22 protein-coding genes are annotated in these 23,561 nt (G+C 72.9%); 4 read left to right on the forward strand and 18 right to left on the reverse strand.

Annotated features, from left to right (window positions below):
- Nucleotides 1–25: 25 nt before the first annotated feature.
- Nucleotides 26–2,761 (reverse strand): helix-turn-helix transcriptional regulator, encoded by a 2,736-nt coding sequence (locus tag ABEB17_RS00535; protein WP_345714601.1) that lies wholly within the window; start codon nt 2,759–2,761, stop codon nt 26–28.
- 109 nt (nt 2,762–2,870) lie between these two features.
- Here ABEB17_RS00535 and ABEB17_RS00540 point away from each other — a divergent pair, with 109 nt between their 5' ends.
- Both ABEB17_RS00540 and ABEB17_RS00545 read left to right on the forward strand, forming a co-directional pair.
- The gene (locus ABEB17_RS00540) at nt 2,871–3,971 is read left to right on the forward strand and encodes a class I SAM-dependent methyltransferase (protein WP_378227117.1); all 1,101 of its coding nucleotides are present in this window, start codon (nt 2,871–2,873) and stop codon (nt 3,969–3,971) included.
- A 59-nt stretch (nt 3,972–4,030) separates the two neighbouring features.
- Nucleotides 4,031–6,169, forward strand: a complete 2,139-nt coding sequence (locus tag ABEB17_RS00545; RefSeq protein ID WP_345714602.1) for an alpha/beta hydrolase — start codon at nt 4,031–4,033, stop codon at nt 6,167–6,169.
- 88 nt (nt 6,170–6,257) lie between these two features.
- Here the strand turns inward: ABEB17_RS00545 and ABEB17_RS00550 are convergent, their stop codons facing one another.
- Genes ABEB17_RS00550 through dusB form a run of 4 tightly spaced genes read right to left on the reverse strand, consistent with a single transcriptional unit; the run spans nt 6,258 to nt 10,273 of the window.
- Nucleotides 6,258–7,178, reverse strand: coding sequence for a phosphotransferase (locus ABEB17_RS00550; RefSeq protein WP_345714603.1), 921 nt, complete (start codon nt 7,176–7,178; stop codon nt 6,258–6,260).
- A gap of 47 nt (nt 7,179–7,225) precedes the next feature.
- A complete protein-coding gene (locus ABEB17_RS00555) occupies nt 7,226–8,383 on the reverse strand; it encodes an HD domain-containing protein (protein ID WP_378227104.1) in 1,158 nt (385 codons plus the stop codon).
- Nucleotides 8,380–9,048 (reverse strand): YdcF family protein, encoded by a 669-nt coding sequence (locus tag ABEB17_RS00560; RefSeq protein ID WP_345714604.1) that lies wholly within the window; start codon nt 9,046–9,048, stop codon nt 8,380–8,382. The genes ABEB17_RS00555 and ABEB17_RS00560 overlap by 4 nt, the downstream gene beginning before the upstream one ends.
- The gene (gene dusB, locus ABEB17_RS00565; RefSeq protein ID WP_345714605.1) at nt 9,041–10,273 is read right to left on the reverse strand and encodes a tRNA dihydrouridine synthase DusB; all 1,233 of its coding nucleotides are present in this window, start codon (nt 10,271–10,273) and stop codon (nt 9,041–9,043) included. The genes ABEB17_RS00560 and dusB overlap by 8 nt, the downstream gene beginning before the upstream one ends.
- A 192-nt stretch (nt 10,274–10,465) precedes the next feature.
- On the opposite strand from dusB, the gene ABEB17_RS00570 reads away from it, so the two are divergent.
- Nucleotides 10,466–11,446, forward strand: coding sequence for a cysteine hydrolase family protein (locus tag ABEB17_RS00570; protein ID WP_345714606.1), 981 nt, complete (start codon nt 10,466–10,468; stop codon nt 11,444–11,446).
- A 129-nt stretch (nt 11,447–11,575) separates the two neighbouring features.
- Here the strand turns inward: ABEB17_RS00570 and ABEB17_RS00575 are convergent, their stop codons facing one another.
- From ABEB17_RS00575 to ABEB17_RS00630, 12 genes are all read right to left on the reverse strand, one after another.
- Nucleotides 11,576–11,893: a DUF2469 domain-containing protein gene (locus ABEB17_RS00575; protein ID WP_345714607.1), complete on the reverse strand. Its 318-nt coding sequence runs from the start codon at nt 11,891–11,893 to the stop codon at nt 11,576–11,578.
- Nucleotides 11,890–12,642 (reverse strand): ribonuclease HII, encoded by a 753-nt coding sequence (locus tag ABEB17_RS00580; RefSeq protein ID WP_345714608.1) that lies wholly within the window; start codon nt 12,640–12,642, stop codon nt 11,890–11,892. Before ABEB17_RS00580 ends, ABEB17_RS00575 begins: the two co-directional genes overlap by 4 nt.
- Before the next feature lie 108 nt (nt 12,643–12,750).
- Nucleotides 12,751–13,707 carry an NUDIX hydrolase gene (locus tag ABEB17_RS00585; protein WP_345714609.1) on the reverse strand — a complete coding sequence of 319 codons (957 nt, stop codon included), beginning with the start codon at nt 13,705–13,707 and terminating at the stop codon, nt 12,751–12,753.
- Nucleotides 13,704–14,465 carry a signal peptidase I gene (gene lepB, locus ABEB17_RS00590; RefSeq protein ID WP_345714610.1) on the reverse strand — a complete coding sequence of 254 codons (762 nt, stop codon included), beginning with the start codon at nt 14,463–14,465 and terminating at the stop codon, nt 13,704–13,706. The genes ABEB17_RS00585 and lepB (ABEB17_RS00590) overlap by 4 nt, the downstream gene beginning before the upstream one ends.
- Complete coding sequence (lepB, locus tag ABEB17_RS00595; RefSeq protein WP_345714611.1) at nt 14,462–15,235, reverse strand: signal peptidase I; 774 nt, start codon at nt 15,233–15,235, stop codon at nt 14,462–14,464. The genes lepB (ABEB17_RS00590) and lepB (ABEB17_RS00595) overlap by 4 nt, the downstream gene beginning before the upstream one ends.
- A gap of 166 nt (nt 15,236–15,401) precedes the next feature.
- Entirely contained in the window at nt 15,402–15,761 is a 360-nt protein-coding gene (rplS, locus tag ABEB17_RS00600; protein WP_345714612.1) for a 50S ribosomal protein L19, read from the reverse strand.
- Between the two features lie 143 nt (nt 15,762–15,904).
- Nucleotides 15,905–16,669: a tRNA (guanosine(37)-N1)-methyltransferase TrmD gene (trmD, locus tag ABEB17_RS00605; RefSeq protein ID WP_378227105.1), complete on the reverse strand. Its 765-nt coding sequence runs from the start codon at nt 16,667–16,669 to the stop codon at nt 15,905–15,907.
- Entirely contained in the window at nt 16,669–17,193 is a 525-nt protein-coding gene (rimM, locus tag ABEB17_RS00610) for a ribosome maturation factor RimM (protein WP_345714613.1), read from the reverse strand. Before rimM ends, trmD begins: the two co-directional genes overlap by 1 nt.
- A gap of 100 nt (nt 17,194–17,293) precedes the next feature.
- The gene (locus tag ABEB17_RS00615) at nt 17,294–17,536 is read right to left on the reverse strand and encodes an RNA-binding protein (RefSeq protein WP_345714614.1); all 243 of its coding nucleotides are present in this window, start codon (nt 17,534–17,536) and stop codon (nt 17,294–17,296) included.
- A 2-nt stretch (nt 17,537–17,538) separates the two neighbouring features.
- Nucleotides 17,539–18,084 (reverse strand): 30S ribosomal protein S16, encoded by a 546-nt coding sequence (gene rpsP, locus ABEB17_RS00620; protein WP_345715755.1) that lies wholly within the window; start codon nt 18,082–18,084, stop codon nt 17,539–17,541.
- 273 nt (nt 18,085–18,357) lie between these two features.
- Nucleotides 18,358–19,482 (reverse strand): GNAT family N-acetyltransferase, encoded by a 1,125-nt coding sequence (locus ABEB17_RS00625; RefSeq protein WP_345714615.1) that lies wholly within the window; start codon nt 19,480–19,482, stop codon nt 18,358–18,360.
- The gene (locus ABEB17_RS00630) at nt 19,476–20,564 is read right to left on the reverse strand and encodes an amidohydrolase family protein (protein WP_345714616.1); all 1,089 of its coding nucleotides are present in this window, start codon (nt 20,562–20,564) and stop codon (nt 19,476–19,478) included. Before ABEB17_RS00630 ends, ABEB17_RS00625 begins: the two co-directional genes overlap by 7 nt.
- Before the next feature lie 69 nt (nt 20,565–20,633).
- Here ABEB17_RS00630 and ABEB17_RS00635 point away from each other — a divergent pair, with 69 nt between their 5' ends.
- Complete coding sequence (locus ABEB17_RS00635) at nt 20,634–21,875, forward strand: glycoside hydrolase family 3 N-terminal domain-containing protein (RefSeq protein ID WP_345714617.1); 1,242 nt, start codon at nt 20,634–20,636, stop codon at nt 21,873–21,875.
- An 83-nt stretch (nt 21,876–21,958) separates the two neighbouring features.
- On the opposite strand, the gene ffh is transcribed toward ABEB17_RS00635, so the two are convergent.
- Nucleotides 21,959–23,542, reverse strand: coding sequence for a signal recognition particle protein (ffh, locus tag ABEB17_RS00640; protein ID WP_345714618.1), 1,584 nt, complete (start codon nt 23,540–23,542; stop codon nt 21,959–21,961).
- Nucleotides 23,543–23,561: the final 19 nt, after the last annotated feature.

The raw sequence follows: 23,561 nt of genomic DNA on the forward strand, positions 1-23,561 counted from the left end.
GCACCGGATAGCGGGACACGTGCGGTCAGGGCGGGGACGACGGGAGCTTGGCCGAGAGCTCGGCCCGCGAGGTGATGCCGAGCTTGATGTACACGTTGCGCAGGTGGTACTCGATCGTCTTCGGGCTGAGGAAGAGGGCCGCCGCGGCTTCCCGCGTCGTCCGACCACCGGCGAGCAGGCGGGCGACCTGGAGCTCCTGCGGGGTGAGCTCGCGGATCCCGCTGGCGTCCCGGCGCTGGGCGCTCTCCCCCGTCGCCAGCAACTCGGCCGCCGCCTGCTCGGCCCACGGGGCGGCGCCGAGCCGGTCGAACGTCGCGAGCGCGGCCCGCAACGGTTCGCGGGCGTCCGTGCGCCGGCGCGCCCGCCGGAGCCGCGCGCCGTGCGCCAGCTGCGTGCGGGCGACCTCGAAGGAGTCCAGGGTGTGCTCGTGGTGCCGCAAGGCTTCGGTGATCTGCTGGTCCACCTCGTCGTCCGGGCAGGTCATCGCGAGGGCGCGCGCGGCCCGGGCGAGCGACCAGGGCTGCCCCTTCGCCACCGCCCCCTGGGCGTAGCCGGCGGCCAGCTCGCGTGCGTCGTCCGGGCGACCGAGCCGGACCAGCGCGTCCACCAGCTCGGGTGCCGGCGACAGGTCGACGTCCTCGAACCCGAGCCCGACCAGCAGCTGCTGCAGCTGCTGGAAGTGCTGCAGCGCAACGTCCGGACGGCCGAACCCCAGCTCGAGGTCGCCGAGCGCGAACAGCGACCACGCCTCGAACAGGCCCAGGTGTCGCTCCCGGGCGATCAGCAGCGCCTCCTGGGCATGCTCTCGACAGCGCGTCTCGTCACCGCGACGCGACTCCAGCCAGGTCAGTCCGGCCAGGCAGGCCACCAGGTCCGTGGTGTGCCCGGCCTCACGAGCCAGGTGGATCCCTTCGCTGTACGTGGCCTCCGCGTCCTGCCACCGGTCCGTCGTCGCCTGGTCACGACCGACGGCGAACAGCAGGAAGGGCAGGTCGCCGATCGCGCTGGCTCGGCGCAGCGAGGCCATCACGGCGCTGACCAGCTCGCGGCTGATCCCGCTCTCGCGCAGGAACAGCGGCCCGATCACCAGCCACGGTGCGAGCACCGTGTCGTGCCGCAGGACGTCGTCCGCCACCGCCCGCTGGACCGCGCGGCGGATGCGTTCGGGGCCGCCATGTCCCGTGAGGACCCCGGCGACGCCGGCAGCCATCTGTCCGAGCCAGCGCGCCCGGGTCGAGGTCGCCCTCGCGTCGAGCTCGTCGATGGCGGCCGCAGCGCGCACGACCGTGGCGGTGTCGGCCAGGAAGAGGCAGTCCACGATCGCGTCGGCGAGCAGCGAGATCGCGGCATCCGGGTCGGCGTCGGCGAACTCGAGGCCGGCTCTCAGGTGGACGTCCCGGGCGTCCTGAAGCGAACCCGTACGCGCCGCGACGGCACCCGACAGCGCGGCCGCTCGGATCCTCAGCCCGACCCGGTCCAGCGGGCCGGCCCGCGCCAGCAGGTCGACGGCCGTCGCCGTCAGCCCCGCCAGCCAGGCGCACTCCGCCGCGCTGACCAGCCGCTCGACCTGGCGGTCCGGATCCGGGCTGAGCCGGGCGGCGCGCTCGTACGCGGACGCCGCGACCGCCGGCCCGGACCGGTCCCGGGCCCGCTGCGCCGCGGCGTCCAGCAGGGCCGCGGTGCTCTCGTCGGGGCCGAGGGTCGCCTCACCGAGGTGCCAGGCCCGCCGGTCGGCGTCCGCCTCGGGGAGCGCGTCGGCCAGCGCCCGATGGACCGCGCGGCGCTGGGCCGGCGTGGCATCCGTGTAGACCCCCGACCGAACCAGGTCGTGCCGGAACCGCACCGTGCCCAGGTCGAGCCGCACCAGCTCGACCTGCTCGGCCTCGTCCAGGTCCTCGACGGACACCCCCAACGCGGTGCAGGCCCGAGAGACCACCACCAGGTCCCCCGCACCGGCGGCCGCCACCAGGAGCGCGGTGCGCGCCGCCGGTGAGAGCCGGTCGGCGCGGCGCGCGAACGCCCGGGCCAGCGACGCGGGCACCCGGACCGGCACGTCCGGGGCGAGCGACTCCAGTGAGTCCGCCTCGTCGGCCAGCTCGATCAGCGCCAGCGGGTTGCCCCCGGTCGCCGCGCACAGCCGGGCCACCACGTCCGGGGCGAGTCGTCGTCCGGACGTCGTCACCAGCGTCCCGGAGTCCGACTCCGACAGCCCCACCACCAGGCGGGTCGGCAGGCCGGCCTCGATGACGGCGCACGGGACGTCGTCCCGGGCGGCGAGCAGCAGCACCACCGGGTCGGCGGTCAACCGTCGCGCGGCGAAGCAGAGGGCCTGGGCCGACGGGCGGTCGAGCAGGTGCGCGTCGTCCACCAGCACGGCGACCGGCTGCTCCTCGGCCAGCCGGCTGAGCAGGCTGAGGGTGGCCGCTCCGATGGCGAACCGGTCACCACCGGTGCCTGGTCGCAGCGCCAGGGCGGAGGCCAGTGCCTCGGCCTGCGGCTGCGGGATCCGGTCCAGCAGGTCGAGGCCGGGGCGCAGCACCTGCAGCAGCGCGCCGAACGGCACCTCGGACTCCGACTCCGCACCGGTCGCGCGCAGCAGCCGCATCCCGGCCGCCGCGGCCGTGGCGGCCGTGTCCTCCAGAAGTGCGCTCTTGCCGATCCCCGCCTCGCCGATCAGCAGCAGGGACCCGCTCTCACCCACCCGCGCACCAGCGACCAGGGCCTCGATGGCCTGGCGCTCGGCCTCGCGACCCACCAGCACCCCACGAGTCTAGGAGGGATCAGGGGGGTCCCCTGATGCGAGCGGACCGGCCCAACGCGCAGCCTCGAACGAGAGACACCATCCGAACGAGGAGAAGCCCGTGACCACCATCGATCGACCGACCACCCCGACGACCCCGACCACCACCGAGCGCCCGATCGACCCGTACAAGCTGATGGCGTTCGTGTTCCGCGCCGTGGACGAGGTCGGCGCCGCGCTGAACACCGCCCTCGTCGTGATGGGCGACGAGCTCGGCTACTACCGCGCGCTGGCCGACGGCACCCCGACGACGCCGGCCGAGCTGGCCGAGCGGACGAGCACCGACGAGCACTACGCCCGGGAGTGGCTGAGCGCGCAGGCGGCCGGCGGCTACGTCGAGTACGACGCGCAGACCCGACGCTTCACGCTGCCCGCCGAGCAGGCCGCGGCGCTGACCGACCCGAGCAGCCCGGCGTACCTGCCAGGGTTCTTCCAGATCGCGCACGGCACGGTCCGGGACGCCCCGAGCATCATCGAGGCCGCGCGGGACGGCGACGGACTCGGCTGGCACGCGCACAACGCCGACGTGCACGTGGGCTGCGAGCGGTTCTTCCGCACCATGTACAACGCGCACCTGATCGGCGAGTGGCTGCCGGCGCTGGACGGCGTGGTCGACAAGCTCGAGCGGGGCGGCAAGGTCGCGGACGTGGGCTGCGGCCACGGTGCGTCGACGATCCTGATGGCCCAGGCGTTCCCGAACGCCACGTTCGTCGGCTCGGACTACCACGAGGGGTCCATCGAGATCGCCCGCCAGCGCGCGCAGGAGGCGGGGGTGGGCGACCGGATCACGTTCGAGGTGGCTCCGGCCACGGGCTTCAGCGGGTCGGACTTCGACCTGGTGACGATGTTCGACTGCCTGCACGACATGGGTGACCCGGTCGGTGCGGCCCGGCACGTCAAGGAGGCCATCGCCGCCGACGGCACCTGGATGGTCGTCGAGCCGATGGCCGGCGACCACGTGGAGGACAACCTCAACCCGGTCGGCCGGGCGTTCTACGGCTTCTCGACGCTGCTGTGCACGCCGGCCTCGCTCTCCCAGGACGTCGGGCTCGCGCTGGGCACCCAGGCCGGCCCGGCCAAGATCCGGGACGTCGCCACCGCAGCCGGGTTCGGACGTTTCCGTCCGGCCGCGAGCACCCCGTTCAACAACGTGCTCGAGGTCCGGCCTTGAGCGCGGCCAGCGCGACGCCGGCTGCTGACGCGGACGCCGCGCAGGAGCACACTGCCAGGGTGGGACACGACCCCAGCCGGGCGGCCGACCCCGACGTCGAAGGCGTCGTGGAGCGGGACGGCGTCGCGCTGGCCTACGAGGTGTACGGCCAGGACCACCGCCCGACGGTGGTCCTGGTCCCGACCTGGTCGATCGTGCCGTCGCGGTTCTGGAAGGCGCAGATCGGCTACCTGTCCCGGCACTACCGGGTCGTGACGTTCGACGGGCGAGGGAGCGGTCGGTCCGGTCGGCCGGAGGGGGCGGCCGCGTACAGCAACGAGGAGTACGCCGCGGACATCGTGGCGGTGCTGGACGCGACCGAAACCGACCGGGCTGTGCTGGTCTCGTTGTCCTGCGGGGCGGCGTGGACCGTGCACGTCGCCGCCGGTCACCCCGACCGGGTGCTCGGCCTGTTCTCCATCGCCCCCTCCTGCGGCCTTCGCGTGCCGAACCAGCAGCGCGACCACATCCCCTGGCTCGAGCCGATCGAGTCCCATGAGGGCTGGGAGAAGTACAACGCGCCGTACTGGCTGGGTGGTGGCTACGACGACTTCGTCGACTACTTCTTCGGACGCATGTTCACCGAGCCGCACTCGACGAAGCAGGTCGAGGACTGCGTCGGCTGGGCCCACGAGATCAGCCCGAACACGCTGGCGGACACCGTCTCCGGCCGGATCGGCTGCGACGGCGCCGTGTGCACGGACATCGAGCCGCTGTGCGCTCAGGTGACCTGCCCGGTGACCGTCGTGCACGGCACCGAGGACCAGATCAGACCGCACTCCATCGGCGAACGGCTGGCCGAGCTCACCGGCGGGTCGCTGGTGCTGCTGGACGGCGTCGGGCACGGCCCGCCGGCCCGGGACCCGGTGCGCACCAACCACTTGATCGCCGAGTTCGTCGACCGGGTCTGCCCGCGTCCGCCCGCCACCACCACGTGGGTGCGCGCGGCCCGGCGTCCGCGCCGCGCCCTGTACCTGTCCTCCCCCATCGGCCTCGGGCACGCGCAGCGCGACGCCGCGATCGCGGCCGAGCTGCGCCAGCTGCACCCCGACCTGCAGATCGACTGGCTCGCCCAGCACCCGGTCACCACGGTGCTGGGCGAGCGCGGCGAGCGGGTGCACCTGGCCTCCGCCCTCTTGCGCAACGAGTCGGGTCACATCGAGCACGAGTCCGGCGAGCACGACCTGCACGCGTTCCAGGCGATCCGGCGGATGGACGAGATCCTGGTCCACAACTTCATGGTGTTCGCCGACGTCGTCGAGCAGGAGCCGTACGACCTGGTGATCGGCGACGAGGCCTGGGACGTCGACTACTTCCTGCACGAGAACCCCGAGCTGAAGCGGTTCTCGTTCGCCTGGATGACCGACTTCGTCGGCTGGCTGCCGATGCCGGACGGCGGGGCGCGCGAGGCCGCGCTGACCGCCGACTACAACGCCGAGATGCTCGAGCAGCGCGCCCGGTTCTCGCGGGTGCGGGACCGATCGGTCTTCGTGGGCAACCCGGACGACATCGTGGACGACGAGTTCGGGCCGGGCCTGCCCCGGATCCGGGACTGGACCGAGCAGAACTTCGACTTCGCCGGCTACGTCACCGGCTTCGACCCGGCCGCCGTGCAGGGCAGCGAGCGGGTGCGCGAGCACCTCGGGATCTCCCCGGACGAGCGGCTGTGCCTGGTCACCGTGGGCGGCTCCGGGGTCGGCGGCTCGCTGCTGCGCCGCGTGGTGGACGCCGTCCCGCTGGCTCGTCAGCTGGTGCCCGAGCTGCGGTTCGTGTTCGTCACCGGTCCGCGGATCGACCCGGCGTCGTTGCCGATGCCGGCCGGCGCCCAGGTGGTCGGCTACGTGCCGGACCTCTACCGGCACCTCGCCGCGTGCGACCTGGCCGTGGTGCAGGGCGGTCTGACCACGTGCATGGAGCTGACCGCGCTGCGGAAGCCGTTCGTGTACGTGCCGCTGCGGAACCACTTCGAGCAGAACCGGCACGTGCGGCAGCGGCTCGACCGCTACGAGGCCGGACGCTTCCTACCGTACGAGGACGCCGTGGACCCGGACGGGCTCGCCGAGGCGATCGGCAAGGAGGTCACCCGCTCGGTGGCGTACCGGCCGGTCGAGACGGACGGCGCCGCGCGGGCTGCCGCCCTGCTCGCCGACCTCCTCTGACCAAGGTCTGTCCCACGTCGCCGACCGGCGAGGCAGCGCGCCTGGGGCCCTGGCGCCCTGGCGCCGATGAGACTGGGGTGCTCGCGAGCTAGGTGAGCGAGCTGCGATAGGAGTTCAACGACGCATGAAGAGCGAGCAGGCGCTCACATGCCTGCCCGGCCTGCACCTTGCCGAGGTCGGTGTCGATGCGCGCAGTGGCGTTGTACACGAGCCAGCCGCCTTGCGAGGAGACCCAGCCGCCGAAGGGCCACAGCTCGCCCACGACGTCCGTGTCCGTGGCGCGGCAGTAGGAGGCCAGGACTCGTCGGAACCCCTCGGCGTCGGTCGACCAGTCAAGCGCCACCGAGACGGCCTCCCGGATGACCGGCTGGGCACCGGCAGCGTCCCAGTCCAGCGCTACCAACGTGCCCCCGACCACCAGGGTGTTCTTGGGGTCCAGGTCCCCGTGGGACATCGCGTGCGCAGTGACCAGCCCAGGTGCTGCAGTCGCTGCCTCGAGCGCCGCGAGATCCGGGGCCGCCCGCCACAGCCGATCGGCGAGATCGCCAGGCATGCTGGCGTGGTGGGCCAAGGCCGCCCACCGATCGACGTCCCACGGCTCGTCGTCCAACGGCTGGTTGAAGGTCCTTCCAGCTCCGTGGATCTGCGCGAGGAGCGCACCCGCGTGCTCCAGGTGGTCGAGGGGTTCCGGTGGTCGTCCGTCACACCAGCGGTGAACCCGCACGAGATCGCCATCCACCTCGGCCAGACACCGTCCGTCCGGAAGCTGGATCGGCTCGGGACATGGGACCCCCCGCTCGAACGCGGCCGCCTCGACGGCGTAGGCAGCCTCGATATTGCCCCTGAAGTCGGCGCGATCCGCGTTGGCGCGCATGACCTTCACCGCGAACGTCCCAGCATCGGCCTCAAGCTTCCACAGCTCGTTGGACAGACCCCCTGCCACCTGCTCGACGGCGTACGAGCTCCCCAGACCAAAGGCTTGCGCGACCTGGCTCGAGTTGCTCAGCACGATGGGAGCCTGCCCCACTCAAACGTCGTCGAGCAACGCAGTCGTGCTCAGGGACCGCGCGGCAGGTCGATGCCGACCGGCAGCTGGTCGACCGGCCAGTCCAGCCGCTCGACGGCGGTGTGGAACGCGAAGCGGTCCGTCATGCCCCCGACGTAGGTCACGGCCGCGGCCACGGCGGGGTCGACGTCCAGGCTGCTGGGCAGGCGCGGTGCACCGGGCTGGAAGTCGGCCGGCAGGTCCTGCGGGTGGGCGAGGTAGTACTCGACCAGGGCACGCAGGATCCGGACGACGGAAGCGCTCTGCGCCAACGCTTCCGGCCTGGTGTAGATGCGCTCGTAGTTGAAGGTCCGCAGGCCGGCGAGGGCGGCCGCGTACTCCGCGCGCATGCCGATCACGCCGGTCTCGCTGGTGCAGCGCACCAGCTCGCCGACGAACGTGCCGAGCTGGTCGCGCCGGGTGCGCCCGCAGACCGCGGCCACGTCGTCCGGCAGGTCCGCGGCGTCCACGATCCCGGCGTGCACGGCGTCCTCGAGGTCGTGAGCGGTGTACGCGACCCGGTCCGCCCAGCTCACGACCACGCCCTCGGGGGTGCCCGGCGAAGGACGCGACCACGAGTGGTTGCGGATGCCGTCCAGCGTCTGGGTGCACAGGTTCAGCGGCGTCAGCACGACGTCGGCGCCCCACACGGCGTGGTCGTAGCCGTCCGGCAGGAAGGTGTCGAACGCCTCCTCGCTGGCGTGCCCGCCAGGGCCGTGGCCGCAGTCGTGACCGATCGCGATCGCCTCGGTGAGCGCCACGTTGAGCCCGCAGCCGCGCGCCACCGCGGTGGCCACCTGGGCGACCTCCAGGGCGTGGGTCAGCCGGGTGCGCTGGTGGTCGGCCGGGTAGACGAACACCTGGGTCTTGCCGGCCAGCCGCCGGAACGCCGCCGAGTGCAGGATCCGGTCCCGGTCGCGCTCGAAGCAGGTGCGCTCGGGGTCGGCCTCCTCGGCGCGGGCCCGGTCGCCCGCACCGCGGGCCCGGGTCGCACCGGGTTGCAGGACCTGCTCCTCCAGCTCCTCGCGCTGTTGGCGGCCGCGGGGGGCCCGCGGGGTGACGGTCGGCTCGGCGTCGGAGTGCGCGGTCGTCACGCCGCCGGTGACCTGGTGACCCTCGGCAGTCGACGCCCAGGCCTGGCTGCGTCGGGACGGTCCCGCGCCAGTCACGACAGGGCTCGGTGGAAGCGGTAGTACAGGTACGCGGCGGCCTCCCGGACCACGTACTTGGCGTCGGCCGCGGGGCTGGCCACGCTCGGGCCGGTCGTGGTCGGTGAGCCGTAGGCGGTGATGCCCTGGTCGGCGAGCATGGTCGTGCTGCGCAGCTCGTGCCAGCGGTCGGTGACGACCACCGCCGACGTCCAGTGGTGGGCGCTCAGGACGGGCGCGGCCAGCTGGACGCTCTGCAGGGTGTCCCGGCCCTTCTCGACGGCGACGACGTCCCCGGCGGGCACACCGTGCCGCACCAGCCAGTCGCGCCCGCTGCCACCCTCGGTGTAGGTGTCCCCCGGCTGCTTGCCGCCGACGGTCACCACCTTCGTGGCCGTGCCCGACTGGTAGAGCGCCAGGGCGTGCTCCAGGCGGGCGAGCAGGTACGGCCCCGGGGTGCCGTTGAACTGGGCGGCACCGAGGACCACCACGGTGTCGGCTCCGCGGGCGTCGTCGGCCCGGCCGTGGGTCACCACGAGCGCCGCGCTCCAGACGAAGAGCGCCACCGCGACCGCCAGCAGCGCGACCAGGGCGCCCAGGACCAGGCGCAGCGGCGAGCGGCGCCGGCGCGATGGCGCTGCTGGTGGCGTGCTCGGACGCGACGCGGTCGCCGCGCCGCTACCCACCGCTCACCGACAGCTCGGCCTCGCGGATCATCCGGGCGGACTCGCCCTGCAGCTCACGGCTGTCCAGCCAGCCGTCCGGCAGGGCAACCCGCTTCTGCGGCGTGCCGGCCCGACCCCGCTGGCCCTCGGCCGGGTCGCCCGGCCACGGCTGGCTGAGGTCGAGCTCGGCGACCAGCGCGTCGAGGTCGGCGAGCGTGTCGACCATCGCGAGCGCGGCGCGGGACGGCTGGCCGACCGCGAAACCCTTGAGGTACCAGGCGACGTGCTTGCGGATGTCGCGGCAGGCCTTGCGTTCGCCGTCCGGGTAGCCGGCCTCGGCGTAGTGCTCGGCCAGCAGCTCGACGTGCCGGCGCATCGCCGCAGTGACCTCGGCGAGGGTGGGCGTCACCCGGACCTGCTGGCCCGCGAACGCGGCCGCGAGGTCGGCGAACAGCCACGGCCGGCCCAGGCAGCCGCGGCCCACGACGACGCCGTCGCAGCCGGTCTGGCGCACCATCTCGAGCGCGTCGTCGGCGCTCCACACGTCACCGTTGCCGAGCACCGGGATGCTGGTGACGGCCTCCTTCAGCTGGGCGATCGCCGTCCAGTCCGCGCGCCCCGAGTAGTACTGGGCCGCCGTGCGGCCGTGCAGGCTGACCGCAGCGACGCCCTCCTGCTCGGCCGTGCGTCCGGCATCCAGGAAGGTCAGGTGGTCGTCGTCCACGCCCTTGCGCATCTTGACCGTGACCGGGACGCCGGCCGGGCCGGCCGCGCGAACCGCCTCGCGGACGATGTCGCGAAAGAGGGTGGCCTTCCAGGGCAGGGCCGAGCCACCGCCCTTGCGGGTCACCTTGGGGACAGGGCAGCCGAAGTTGAGGTCGATGTGGTCCGCGCGGTCCTCGTCGACGAGCATCCGGACGGCCGCGCCCACGGTCGCCGGGTCGACGCCGTACAGCTGGACGCTGCGCGGGCTCTCGCCCGGGCCGTGCTGGATGAGCCGCATCGACTCCGGCGAGCGCTCCACCAGCGCCCGCGACGTCACCATCTCGCTCACGTACAGGCCCGCGCCGACGCCGGGCAGGCCGGCGTCCGCCAGCGCCTGGCCAGCGAGCTCGCGGCAGAGCTGACGGAACGCCGCGTTCGTGATGCCCGCCATCGGCGCCAGCACCACGGGCGTGCCGATCCGGTGCGGCCCGATCGACAGCTCGGGCACGGCCGGTGCCTCGGGCAGGGCGATCGTGGTCATCCCCCCATTGTCCCAGGTTCGGCCGAGTGATCGAAATCCTCGACCCGCCACGGGCCCCAGGTGTGTCGCGGCGCAACGCCACTGCGCACCTATTGGAGTAGCGGCACGCAGTCCCAACCGAGCCGGCCGCCCCTTGTCCACAGATTCGCGTCCGGAGCGTTGGGACCCGCACAGGACCGGCAGAGTGATCCAGTGCCCCGCCGCCGCGACGTCGACCCCGCCGCAGTCGACGAGCTCCTTCGATCGCGAGAGCGAGTCGTCACGCACGCCGAGCTCGTCGCCGCCGGGATGCCGTTGAGCACCGTGTGCTCGCGGATCCAGCGAGCCGGCGCATGGCAGCGCCTCCACCCCGGCGTCGTCCTGGCCCACTCCGGCGTCCCGGCCCGTCGCGAACGCCTGCTGGGGGCCCTCGCATACGCCGGCCCGGGAGCCGTCCTCACGGGCAACGCGGCGCTCGGCCTCCACGGCCTGGGTGCGGCACGCCACCACCGCGATCTGCATGTGCTCATCCGTGAGAAGGCGCGGCGTCAGTCACGACCTGGCCTCATCATCGAGCGCACGAGACGGCTCCCCGACCCGGTCGTCCGCGGCGGGCTGCCGGTCGCCCCGCCGGCTCGAGCACTCATCGACGCGTGCCGGCAGATCGAGCGGCTGGACGATGTCCGGGCCCTGGTCGCGGACGCCGTCCAGTCACGTTTGTGCTTGGTGTCCGACGTCCAAGAGGCTCTGGTCGCCTCCGCACGCCAGCGCACCGCCTTGGCCCGGGAGGTGCTGGCCGAGGTCGCGGCAGGTGTGCGATCCGCTGCGGAGGCTCGAGTGCGGGTGGTCTTCGCCAGGCACCACATTCCGCAGCCGAGGTGGAACTGGGCGCTCCACGGCGAGGACGGCACGCACCTGCTCACGCCCGACGGATGGTGGCAGGACATCGGGTGTGCGCTGCAGATCGACTCGATGGCATGGCACCTGCTGCCGGCGCTCTACAAGAGGACCCAGCAGCTGCAGCGGCTGATGAGCGTGCACGACATCCCGTTCCTGCCGGTAGCGCCGGGGGATGTCTTCACCGACGAGGCGGCCTTCGTGCGCGAGGTCCGAGCCTTTCTGGCCAGGCATGCCGACCACGTCCCCAGTCCGGGGGTCGTGGCCCGCCCGCCTCTGACCGACCTCCGCCGCTAACCTCATCTGCCACGAGCTTCGACCCTTTTGCGGCGCCCGCCCATTGGGACTGCGTGCCGCTACTCCAATAGGTGCGTAGTGGCGTTGCGCCGCGACAGACCAGAGTGGCCCGCGCCACAGTGGGGGCGGTTAGAAGCCGGAGCCCTTGGGGAGCTCGATGTCGGGCTTGGCGAGCTCCTCGACGTTGACGTCCTTGAACGTGATCACCTTGACGTTCTTGACGAAGCGGGCCGGACGGTAGACGTCCCACACCCACGCGTCGTTCATGGTGACCTCGAAGTACACCTCGCCGCCCTCGCTGCGGGCCTGGACGTCGACCGAGTTGGCCAGGTAGAACCGGCGCTCGGTCTCGACCACGTGCGAGAACAGGCCGACGACGTCCCGGTACTCCCGGTACAGCGAGAGCTCCATCTCGGTCTCGTAGTTCTCGAGGTCCTCGGCGCTCACAACGACACCTCCGTCATCAGGCCATCATCGACCACGACGGCCGCGGGCGCCTCGCCGGGCGCGCCGACGGGCACCAGGTCGTCGTAGGGCGGCAGCCGCCACGAGCGGCGGTGGTGCTCGCTGGCGCCCAGCTCGGTCAGCGCGGCGAGGTGCTCGGGGGTGGCGTAGCCCTTGTTCACGTCCCACCCGTAGGCGGGGAAGGCGGGCGCGAGCTCGGTCATCATGGCGTCCCGCTCGACCTTGGCCAGCACGCTCGCCGCGGCGACGGACGAGCACTTCAGGTCGGCCTTGATCATCGTTCGCACCGGGGGGCACGGCTCGGCGTCCGCGGCGAAGGCGAGCAGCCCGGCGGACGACGGGTCGGTCAACCAGTCGTGGTTGCCGTCCAGGAGCACCAGGTCCGGGACGGCGGGGAGCGTAGCCAGCGCCCGTCGAGCCGCCAGCCGCAGCGCACCCAGGATGCCGACGGCGTCGACCTCGTCCGGGCCGGCGTGCCCCACCGCGCTGGCCAGCGCCCACCGCTGGATGCGCGGGACCAGCGACTGCCGGGCCGCGGGCGTGAGCAGCTTGGAGTCCCGGACGCCGGACGGCGCGGTCCGCACGGTGGCGTTCACCAGCACCACGCCCACGCTGGCCGGCCCGGCCAGCGCACCGCGGCCGACCTCGTCCATCGCGGCGAGCAGCAGGCACCCATCGCGCAGCAGGGAACGCTCGACACGAAGGGACGGCGCCCGGCCGGCGGGGCTCATCGCGCTGCCTGCGGCATCGCCTGCACGGGTACCTGGCGGGCTGAGGAGGTCATGTCACCTGTCGGGTGTCGGAGTCGTCGACGTCCGGAACAGCCTACGTCGTGCGCCTCAGGGACCGACGTCGACCGGCGGGCGGCCGTCGAGCAGGCCCGCGCGCTCGTCCGCGAGCAGCTGGGGCAGCAGCGCACCGAGCGCACGCGGCGCGAAGACGTCGGAGTGCTCGGCGAGGATCTCGTCGACCGTCCACCAGCGCACGTCCTCGATCGTGGCCACCTCAAGGTCCGTCCAGCCCGAACGGTCGACGTCGATGCCCTCGACCCGCAGCAGGAACCAGCGCTCCCGGACGTCGAGCCCGCCGTCCTCGACGGGCAGCACGTGCCGGCGGCGCCACACGCAGTCCCCGAGGGCCGACGGCCCGACGTCCAGCCCGAGCTCCTCGCGCAGCTCGCGGCGAGCGGCGTCGAGGGTGCTCTCTCCGGGGTCGACCCCGCCACCGGGCGGGAACCAGAAGGCGTGCCGGGCGTTGTGCGCACGCATCAGCAGCGCGCGGTCCTGGCGGTCGACGACGAGCACCCGAGCGGTGGGGCGCACCGGCTGGACGGGCAGCCGGTGGTGCACGTCGCGAACCCACCCGGCCATGGCTGACGGGGCGACGTCCGCACCGTCGGCCAGCAGAGCGTCCAGCTGGTCCGGCGTCCACCAGGCCACCCCGCGGGTGAAGCCCCGCTCGACGTCGTCCATCCCGCGCGGAACGGGCTCGAAGCGCTCGGTGCGCAGCGCGTAGAAGGTGTTGTGGCCGAGGTAGCGCTGCCCGTCGAAGCCGAACTCGTTGCTCATCACCTCGACGGGCTCGCCCAGGTCGTCGAGGGTGAGGCCGAGCTCCTCCCACGCCTCCCGGCAGGCCGCGTCGTGCGCCGACTCGCCCGGGTCGATGCCACCGCCCGGGCTCACGTAGCGCAGGACGTCCGGGACGGCGGGGTCGACCACCGACTGCAGCAGCACGGCGCCGCTCGGATCGATGCAGAGCAGGCGGGCGGCACGGCGGTCGATCACCGACACGCTCACGGCCCGGACGCCTCGACCTTCTCGAACGTCGCCGCGTGGCGCGACAGCCAGGTCGCCCGGGAGAACGGCCACACCAGTGCGACCGCCCGGCCGGTGACGTGGTCGATCGGCACGAAGCCCTTGTACCGCGAGTCCTCCGAGTGCTGGCGGTTGTCGCCCATCACCCACAGGCTGTTCGCCGGGACCGTGGCATCGAACGGGTCCTGCGACGGCTCCGAGCCCGGCTTGAGGTACGGCTCGTCGAGCGGGACGTCGTTCACGCTGACCCGGCCCTGCGCATCACAGCACACGACGTGGTCGCCGGGTAGGCCGATGATGCGCTTGATCAGGTGGTTGCCGGAGTCGTTGGGCAGCAGGCCCACGAAGGTCAGTGCCTTGCGCACCGGCCCCGCCGGCGCGGCTGGCGGCTGCTGCTCGAGCCAGTCGTTCGGGTCGACGAAGACCACGACATCGCCGTGCTTGAGGTCGAACGGTCCGGGGGTCAGCTTGCTCACGATGACCCGGTCGCCCACCTGGAGCGTGTCCTCCATGGACTCCGACGGGATGTAGAACGCCTGCACCAGGAACGTCTTGATGAGCAGGGACAGCCCGAGGGCGATCACGACGACGATGACGGTCTCGCGCAGCAGCGCCATGGGGCCGGTGGCCTGCTTGCGCGGGCGGTGCCGCGGCTCGCCGAGCGCCTCGCGGCGGGTCTGTGGCTGGTCTGAGGACTCAGGCTGGTCGGACGCGTCCGCCTGCTCGGGAGGGGTGCTCATTTCCCGCTCACCGACGTCCCGTCGTCCAGCCCGCCGAAGTGGCTGAGCGGCCAGAACCGCAGCACGATCTTGCCGATGACCCGGTCGACTGGGACCGTCCCGCCACCCGGGTCCCCCAGGTGCGAGCGGGAGTCCGCGGAGTCGCTGCGGTGGTCCCCCATGACCCAGAGGCGACCCGGCGGGACGACGACGTCGAACGGGCTGGCGCTGGGGGCGTCGCCCTCCATCACGTACGGCTCCTCGACGCCGACGCCGTTCACGCTGACCCGGCCGGCGGCGTCGCAGCAGACGACGTGGTCACCGGGCAGGCCGATGACGCGCTTGGTGAAGTCCTTCTCGGACGCGGAGACGCCGAAGAACGAGCCGATGCCGCGCACGACCTTGGCCACGACGCCGTGGGCGGGCTCGACCTCGCCCGAGCCGGCGAACGAGTCCGTGCCGTCGAAGACGATGACGTCGCCGCGCTGGATCTCGCCCACCCGGTAGGACAGCTTCGAGACCAGCACCCGGTCGCCGACCATCAGCGTCGGCTCCATCGAGCCGGACGGGATGTAGAACGCCTGCACCAGGAAGGTCCGCACGATGAGCGTGACGAGCAGCGCGGCAATAATCAGCGTGGGCAGCTCCTGCCACCACGCGCGGTTGCCGCTGTGCAGCCGCCCACCGAACGGCCCGCGGGACGACGGCGCGACCTCCGTCGGGTCAGCGGAGGTGTCGGCAGGTTCGGCAGCAGGAGCGGCCGAGGCCGCGTCGCCTCGGGCAACGTCCATCAGCACGAGCCTATCTCGCGGGCCGGGTCCGACGACGGCGCGTCGGGTGCCGGGCTGGGTGCCGCGCTGGGGAGGGGACGGGGGCGGGTCGTGCCAGTCCGGACACGGCACCGCCCGGGCCGCTTGAAGCGGACCCGGGCGGTGCCGGAGAGCAGATCCGTGAGGATCAACGCGTGACCGGGGTCTCGCGCTTCTCCTTGATCTTGGCGGCCTTGCCGCGCAGGTCGCGCAGGTAGTACAGCTTCGCGCGGCGCACGTCACCACGGGTGACGACCTCGATCTTGTCGAGGACCGGGGAGTGCAGCGGGAAGGTGCGCTCGACACCCACGCCGAAGCTGACCTTGCGGACGGTGAAGGTCTCACGCACCCCGTCGCCCTGCCGGCGGATGACCGCGCCCTGGAAGACCTGGACGCGCGAGCGGCTGCCCTCGACGACCTTCACGTGCACCTTGAGGGTGTCACCGGGGCGGAAGTCGGGGACGTCGTCGCGCAGGCTGGCGGCGTCGAGTGAGTCGAGGATGTGCATGGCTCTTCACTTTCTCGCAGGTGCCACGGGTCACCCACGACTTCGGTTGGTCTGAGGTCGCCACCCGATCGGCGTGCGTCACCCCCGTGGCGGGGACGCGGCCGGTACGTGGCGCGACTGCCCAGTCTGCCACAGCAGGGGGTTCAGCCTGAAATCGAGCGTCCCGGGTCCGGGTTGGGCGGCGGGCTGATCCGCGCGGACGGGTCCAGCAGGTCAGGACGCCTGGACGCGGTGCGCGCGAGTCGCTGCTCGTGCCGCCACCGGGCGATCGCGCCGTGGTGCCCGGACAGCAGGACGTCGGGCACGTCCCGACCCCGCCAGGACGCGGGCTTGGTGTAGACGGGGTACTCCAGCAGGCCGTCCTCGTGGCTCTCCTCGACCAGGCTCTCCGCGTTGCCCACGACGCCAGGCAGCAATCGGGCGACGGCCTCGACGATCGCCAGCACGGCCACCTCGCCGCCGTTCAGCACGTAGTCGCCGAGGCTGATCGGGGTGACCCGCCAGCGGCTCGCGGCGTCCTCGACGACCCGCTCGTCGATGCCCTCGTACCGGCCGCAGGCGAACGCGAGCCACGGCTCGTCCGCGAGCTGGTGCGCCATCGCCTGGGTGAACGGGGTGCCGGACGGGCTGGGCACCAGCAGGTACGGCGAGGCGTCGGGCCGGTCCAGCGCCGTGCGACCGGCCGCCTCGACGTGGTCGAGCGCAGCGCCCCACGGCTCGGGACGCATGACCATGCCCGGTCCCCCGCCGTACGGGGTGTCGTCCACGGTCCGGTGCCGGTCGTGGGTGAAGTCCCGCAGGTCGTGCACGGCCAGGTCGAGCAGCGCCTGCTCGCGCGCCTTGCCGATCAGGGACAGTTGCAGCGGCTCCAGGTACGCCGGGAAGATGCTGACGACGTCGACCCGCATCAGCGCTGGTCCTCGATCGCGTTCTCCGGGTCGAAGAGCCCGCCGGGCGGGTCGACGACGACGAAGCCGCCGGGCACGTCGACCTCCGGTACCAGGGCGTGCACGAACGGGACGAGCACGTTCGGGCCGTCCGCGCGGCGCACCACGAGCAGGTCCTGCGCGCCGCCGGTGTCGAGCCGCGCCACCTCGCCGAGGTCCTCACCCTGCGGGCTGCGCACCCGCAGCCCGACCAGCTCGTCCTCGTACCAGGCGTCGTCCTCGTCCGAGGCCGGCGTGCTGACCAGCAGCATCACCCCGCGCAACCCCTCGGCCGACGTCCGGTCGGTGCTCTGCTCGAACCGCAGGAGCAGCGTGCCGCTGTGCTCGTGCACGTCGGCGAGGGTCAGCGGCCCGGCCGCCGCGGGATCGGTGACGAACACCGCGCCGGGGACGAATCGCTCCTCGGGGACGTCGGTGCGCACCTCGACGGTCACCTCGCCACGCAGCCCGTGGGCCCGGCCGATCCGGCCGACGACGCGCTCCATGCTCACTCCCGTTGGTGGTGCACCCGTGCTGGGTGCGCAAACGACGACGTCCGAGGTCCCGGCCGGTCAGGCCAGGATCCTCGGACGCACGCCGTACGGTCTAGCGGACCCGGTCGGTGTCGACGATGTCGACCCGGATCGAGCGGCCGTTCGCGAGCGCCCCGACGACGGTGCGCAATGCGCTGGCCGTGCGGCCGGCGCGGCCGATGACCCGACCGAGGTCGTCCGGGTGCACGCGAACCTCGAGCATCTCGCCGCGGCGGCCGTCGTGCCGACGGACGACGACGTCGTCCGGGTGCTCGACGATGCCGCGGACGAGGTGGTCGAGCGCGTTCTCGAGCACGCTCAGGCCTCGGTGCTGTCGCCGGTCGCGGCCTCGTCGGCCTTGGGCTCCTCAGCCTTGACCTCGTCGGCCTTGGCCTCGTCAGCCTTCGGCTCCTCAGCCTTGACCTCGTCGGCCTCAGCCTTGGGCTCCTCAGCCTTCGGCTCCTCGGCCTTCTTGGCGCTCTTCTTGGCCTTGGCCGTGGTCGCGCCCTCCTTGGGCTCGTCCGCGGACTGCTTCGCAGCAGCGTTGAACAGCTCGTCACGCGACGGCTTCGCCTCGGCGACGCGCAGGGTGCCCTCGGCGCCCGGCAGGCCCTTGAACTTCTGCCAGTCACCGGTGATCTTGAGCAGCACGAGCACCTGCTCGGTCGGCTGCGCGCCGACACCGAGCCAGTACTGCGCCCGCTCCGAGTCGATCTCGATGACCGACGGGTCGTGGGTGGGGTGGTACTTGCCGATCTCCTCGATCGAACGACCATCACGCTTGGTGCGCGAGTCGGCGACGACGACGCGGTAGTACGGGGCCCGGATCTTGCCCAGGCGCTTGAGACGGATCTTGACGGCCACGGGTGTGGTCAACTCCTGAATCTGCAGTGGGTGGCGCGGCGGGCTCCCGGGTGGGGGTTCTCGGGTGCCGTGGCGCTCGGGACACGGTGCGAGACGGAGAGAGGGGCCGTCACCACCGGGTACGGCGGACCATTCTGCCAGATCCTGGCCCCGCCCACGACCACGCACCCACCCGCTTCCGCCGCTCAGTCCGGTTTCCGCCGCTCGAACCGGATCCCAGCCTCGAAGACCGGACTGAGCGGCGGAAACCGGACTGAGTGGCGGAAGCGTGGGTCAGGGGGTGAGGGCGCGGACGTCGAGGGCGAGCCGCGCGACGGCGGCCCGGCTCAGCGCGGGGCGGGTGTCGAATCGCACGACCGGCCCCAACGCCAGCGGCGCAGCGGCGGCGGGTGCCGGCCCGTCCCACCACGGAAGGTCGAGCGAGGGCCCGTGGACGACGGATCTGGTGCGCGTCTCGTACCGCTGGCGCGCCACGGCCGCGGGGACATCGCACCAGACCTCCACAGCCGATTCCGGGTTGACGCCGGCCGAGTGCAAGCCGGTCAGCGCCAGGTCGACGTACTCACGCGCCCACCAGTTCTCCACGACCGCCCCGGACGGGCAGCCGGCCAGCAAGGCCCACACCGCCTCGATCGACCCCGCGCCCAGCAGCGAGCTCGATCCGCCGAGCCGGGCCGCGTCCCCCGGCGGGAGCCGGTCGCCGACCGCCTCCTTCACCAGGTCCTTCGACAACAGGGGCAGCGCCAGCTCCTCGGCCAGCGCGCCGGCCAGCGTCGTCTTGCCGGACCCCGGCAGGCCGTTGACCAGGACCACCCGGCGGGCCCGGCGGTGCGGGGCGTACGGCGTCGCTGGCCACTCCTCGATCGTCACGGCGTACCGCTCGTGACCGCGCCAGGCGTGCCCGCCCGGACCGTTCAGCCAGAGCATCCGTGGGGTCTCGCCCTCGTGCCGGAACCCCAGCGACCGCAGCACCCCCGCGGATCGGCTGTTGGCCGGCTGCACGTTCGCCTCGATCCGGTGCAGGCCCAGCCCGCCCTCGTCCTGGGACCGGAACGCCAGGTCCACGACGAGACCGAGACCCTCCCGGAACAGCCCGCGCCCGGCGTACGGGTCGTAGGCGTCGTACCCCATGGACGCGGACTGGAAGGTGCCGCGGACCAGGTTGGACACGTTCACCCGGCCGACCAGGCCGTGCGCTCCCCCGGGGTCGTTGGCCACGATCATCAGCGTCCGGCGGGTGGGCGACTGATCGGCCAGGTCGAGCTGGATCCGCTCGGCGTCGACCGGGTTCCAGCGGCTGATCCGCTCGTTGGACGCGGCGACGGCGGCGCGGAACGGCTCGACGTCCTGCGGCGCGACCGGACGCACGTGCACCCGCTCGCCGCGAGCGCTCAGCACGTGCGTCCACGCAGGACGACGGCGCTCGGCTGCCCCAGCACGGCGAGCTCCTCGCGCGGGTCGGCGGGGTAGACCACGAGGTCGGCACTGGCGCCCTCGACCAGGCCTTCGCGACCCAGCCAGTCGCGGGCCGCCCACGTCGCGGCCGCGAGCGCGTCCAGCCGGGGCAGCCCGGCGGCGTGCAGCTCGGCGACCTCCTGGGCCACCAACCCGTGCGGCAGTGAGCCGCCGGCGTCCGTGCCGCAGTACACCCGCACGCCCTCCTCGAACGCCGAGCGCACGGTGTCGTACCGCCGGGAGTGCAGGTCGCGCATGTGCCGCGCGTACGTGGGGAACTTGGCCTCCCCGCTGTCCGCGATCGACGGGAACGTCGCGATGTTGACCAGCGTGGGAACGATGGCGACGTCGCGCGCCACGGCGGCCGCGACGGTGTCGGCGGTGAGGCCGCAGGCGTGCTCGATGCAGTCGATGCCGGCGGCGATGAGGTCCGGCAGGCAGTCCTCGCCGAAGCAGTGCGCGGTGACCCGCGCCCCGTCTTCGTGGGCGGCGGCCATGGCCGCGGCGAGCACGTCCGCCGGCCAGCACGGCGCGAGGTCGCCGGTGTCCCGGTCGATCCAGTCCCCGACGAGCTTGACCCAGCCGTCCCCCGCCCTCGCCTCGGCCCGGACCTGCTCGACGAGCTGGTCGGGCTCGACCTCCCAGGCGAAGTTGCGGATGTACCGGCGGGGGCGGGCGATGTGCCGACCCGCTCGGATGATCCGCGGCAGGTCCGGCTCGTCGTCGACCCAGCGGGTGTCCGCCGGGCTGCCGGCGTCCCGGATCAGCAGCGTGCCCGCGTCGCGGTCCGCCTCGGCCTGGGCGCGCGAGGTCGCGTCGTCCACGGCGCCGTGCGCGTCCAGACCGACATGGCAGTGGGCGTCCACCAGGCCGGGCAGCACCCACCCGTCGACCCGGACGACGTCGGCGCCGCTCGCCTGCGGCACGTCGAAGGTCAGCCGACCCCCCACCACCCACGCCTGCTCGCGCTCCTCGAGCGGGCCGACGAGCACCGGACCGGTCAGGTGCAGCACGTCGTCGGACATGCGCGCCACCCTAGTTGGGGGCTGCTTCGTCCACCTGCCGAGGGCGCCGCACCGACGTAGCCTGACGAGGTGCGTCCGAACCTGGTGGCAGCGACGGTCGTCCTGCTCGCCGCCGTTGCGTCGTGCACGGGCGCCGGGTCCGACGACGCAAAGACCGGCGACACCCCGTCGTCCTCCAGCACCTCGTCCCCGAGCGCCACGTCGTCGACGACGTCTGCACCGACCACAGCCACCGACGGCGCGACGTCCACCCCGACCCCGACGCCGGACGCCGCCGAGCGCGCCCTCGCGACGATGTCGTTGGCGCAGCGGGTGGGCCAGCTCGTGATGGTCGGCACCCCGGCCACTGGCACCGGCGGCACGGCCCGCGCGGCGATCAGCGAGCAGCACGTCGGCAACGTGATGCTCACCGGCCGCAGCACCCGCGGAGTCGCCGGGACGGCGGCCACCACCGCTGCGCTGCAACGCAAGGCGACGAGCAGGGCGACCGGCGGGGTGCGGCTGTTCGTCGCCACCGACCAGGAGGGCGGCGACGTCCAGGTGCTGTCCGGCTCGGGCTTCTCGCAGATCCCGACCGGCACGACGCAGGGCGGCTGGTCGGCCGCGCAGCTGCAGGCCAGGGCCGAGACCTGGGGCCGGCAGCTGCGCCGCGCCGGGGTGGACGTGACGCTCGGCCCGGTCGCGGACACCGTGCCGGCGAGCCTGGGCACCGCCAACCCGCCCATCGGCCGCTTCCACCGCGAGCTGGGGCACACGCCGTCCGCGGTCTCGCGGGCCGTGGTCGCCTACGACGCCGGCATGCGGGACGCCGGGATCGCCGTGGTGCCGAAGCACTTCCCTGGTCTCGGGCTGGTGCGTGCGAACACCGACACCGCTTCGCGGGTGACGGACTCGGTGACGACGGCGAGCAGCCCGTCGCTGCAGCCGTTCCGCGCCGCGGTGGACGCGGGGGCGCCGTTCGTGATGATCTCCAACGCCGCCTACCCGCGCATCGACGCCGCGCACCCGGCGTGCTTCTCGCGCGCCGTCATCACGACGCTGCTGCGCGGAACGCTCGGCTTCGACGGCGTCGTGATCAGCGACGACCTCGGGGCCGCCGGGGCCGTGCAGCGCTGGAGCCCCGGCTCGCGGGCCGTGCAGTTCGTCGCGGCCGGCGGGGACGTCGTCCTCACCGTGACGCCCGCGCTGGCCGCGCCGATGGCCAGGGCACTCGTGGCGAAGGCCAAGCAGAGCAAGGGATTCCGGGACCAGGTCGACGCCGCCGCCCTGCGGGTGCTGCGCGCGAAGGACGACGCCGGCCTGCTCCCCTAGCCCGACGCCCCCTCCACGCACCATTCGCGCTACACGTGGCTATGGAGGCCCGAAAACCACGTCAAGCGCGAATGGTGCGGGGGTCAGGTGCCGAGGAACTTCTCGAAGCCGGCGGGCAGCTTGCCCAGCGCCGGCTGCTCGGCCTCGGGGGCCGGGGTGCCGAACGACGAGCCGATGGCGCTCTCGCGGGCCTCGACCGCCTTCTGCGACGCCGCCCGCTCCTGCTCCGCGCGCTTGGCGGGGTTGCCGCTCTTGCCCTTCTTGCGCTGCGGCGCCTTGCCCTTGGCCTTGCGACCCGGGCCCATCCCCGGCATGTTGCCCATGCCCGGGACGCCACCCATGCCGCGGCGCATCTGCTTCATCATCTTCTGCGCCTCGGTGAGCCGGGTGAGCAGCTCGTTGACGTCCGAGACGGACCGGCCCGACCCGCGCGCGATGCGGGCCCGGCGCGAGCCGTTGATGACCTTGGGGTGCTGACGCTCGTACGGCGTCATCGACTGCACCATGGCCTCGACCCGGTCGAACTCGCGCTCGTCGATGTTGTCGAGCTGCTCCTTCATCTGGGCCATGCCGGGCATCATGCCGAGCATCTTCTTGAGCGAGCCCATCTGCTTGACGGCCTGCATCTGCGCGAGGAAGTCGTCGAACGTGAACTCCTCCTCGTCGACGAACTTGCGCGCCATCTTCTGGGCCTGGTCGGCGTCGAACGCCTTCTCGGCCTGCTCGATGAGCGTCATGACGTCGCCCATGTCGAGGATGCGGCTGGCCATCCGGTCCGGGTGGAAGACCTCGAAGTCCTCGAGCTTCTCGCCGGTGCTGGCGAACATGATCGGTCGACCCGTCACCGTGGCGACGGACAGCGCGGCGCCACCGCGGGCGTCGCCGTCCAGCTTGGTGAGGACGACGCCGGTGAAGTCCACGCCCTCGAGGAAGGCGTGCGCGGTGTTCACCGCGTCCTGGCCGATCATCGCGTCGATGACGAACAGCACCTCGTCGGGCTGCACGGCCGTGCGGATGTCGGCGGCCTGCTGCATGAGCACCGTGTCGATGCCGAGACGGCCGGCGGTGTCGATGATGACGACGTCGTGCTGGCGCGCGGCCGCCTCGGCCACACCGTCGCGGGACACCTTCACCGGGTCGCCGAGACCGGTGGCGTCGGGGTCGCTGCCCTGGTTGCCCTTCTCGGGCGCGAACACCGGGACGCCGGCCCGCTCGCCGACGACCTGCAGCTGGGTCACCGCGTTGGGGCGCTGGAGGTCGGCCGCGACGAGCAGCGGGGTGTGGCCCTCCGAGCGCAGGCTCAGCGCGAGCTTGCCGGCCAGGGTCGTCTTACCCGCACCCTGCAGACCCGCGAGCATGATCACGGTCGGCGGGTTCTTGGCGTACTGGATGCGCCGGGTCTGGCCGCCGAGCACCGCAACGAGCTCGTCGTTGACGATCTTGACGACCTGCTGGGCCGGGTTCAGCGCACCGCTGACCTCCGCCCCGAGCGCCCGCTCACGGACCGCCTCGGTGAACTGCTTCACCACGGGCAGCGCGACGTCCGCCTCCAGCAGGGCGGTGCGGATCTCGCGCACCGTGGCAGCCACATCGGCTTCGGACAGCCGCCCCTTGCCGCGCAGGTTCTTGAACGTCGCGGTCAGGCGGTCGGAGAGGGTCGCAAACACGGGGTCAAGCCTACGTGAC

The sequence above is a fragment of the Angustibacter luteus genome, assembly GCF_039541115.1.
Taxonomy (GTDB): domain Bacteria; phylum Actinomycetota; class Actinomycetes; order Actinomycetales; family Angustibacteraceae; genus Angustibacter; species Angustibacter luteus.

What these genes read in the sequence shown, in the direction of transcription:
- lepB (WP_345714610.1), bottom strand. Translation starts at nt 14,465, where the DNA reads ATGAGCACCCCTCCCGAGCAGGCGGACGCGTCCGACCAGCCTGAGTCC.
- ABEB17_RS00580 (WP_345714608.1), bottom strand. Translation starts at nt 12,642, where the DNA reads ATGAGCCCCGCCGGCCGGGCGCCGTCCCTTCGTGTCGAGCGTTCCCTG.
- rimM (WP_345714613.1), bottom strand. Translation starts at nt 17,193, where the DNA reads ATGGAGCGCGTCGTCGGCCGGATCGGCCGGGCCCACGGGCTGCGTGGC.
- ABEB17_RS00630 (WP_345714616.1), bottom strand. Translation starts at nt 20,564, where the DNA reads ATGTCCGACGACGTGCTGCACCTGACCGGTCCGGTGCTCGTCGGCCCG.
- rplS (WP_345714612.1), bottom strand. Translation starts at nt 15,761, where the DNA reads ATGCACATCCTCGACTCACTCGACGCCGCCAGCCTGCGCGACGACGTC.
- trmD (WP_378227105.1), bottom strand. Translation starts at nt 16,669, where the DNA reads ATGCGGGTCGACGTCGTCAGCATCTTCCCGGCGTACCTGGAGCCGCTG.
- lepB (WP_345714611.1), bottom strand. Translation starts at nt 15,235, where the DNA reads ATGGACGTTGCCCGAGGCGACGCGGCCTCGGCCGCTCCTGCTGCCGAA.
- dusB (WP_345714605.1), bottom strand. Translation starts at nt 10,273, where the DNA reads ATGACCACGATCGCCCTGCCCGAGGCACCGGCCGTGCCCGAGCTGTCG.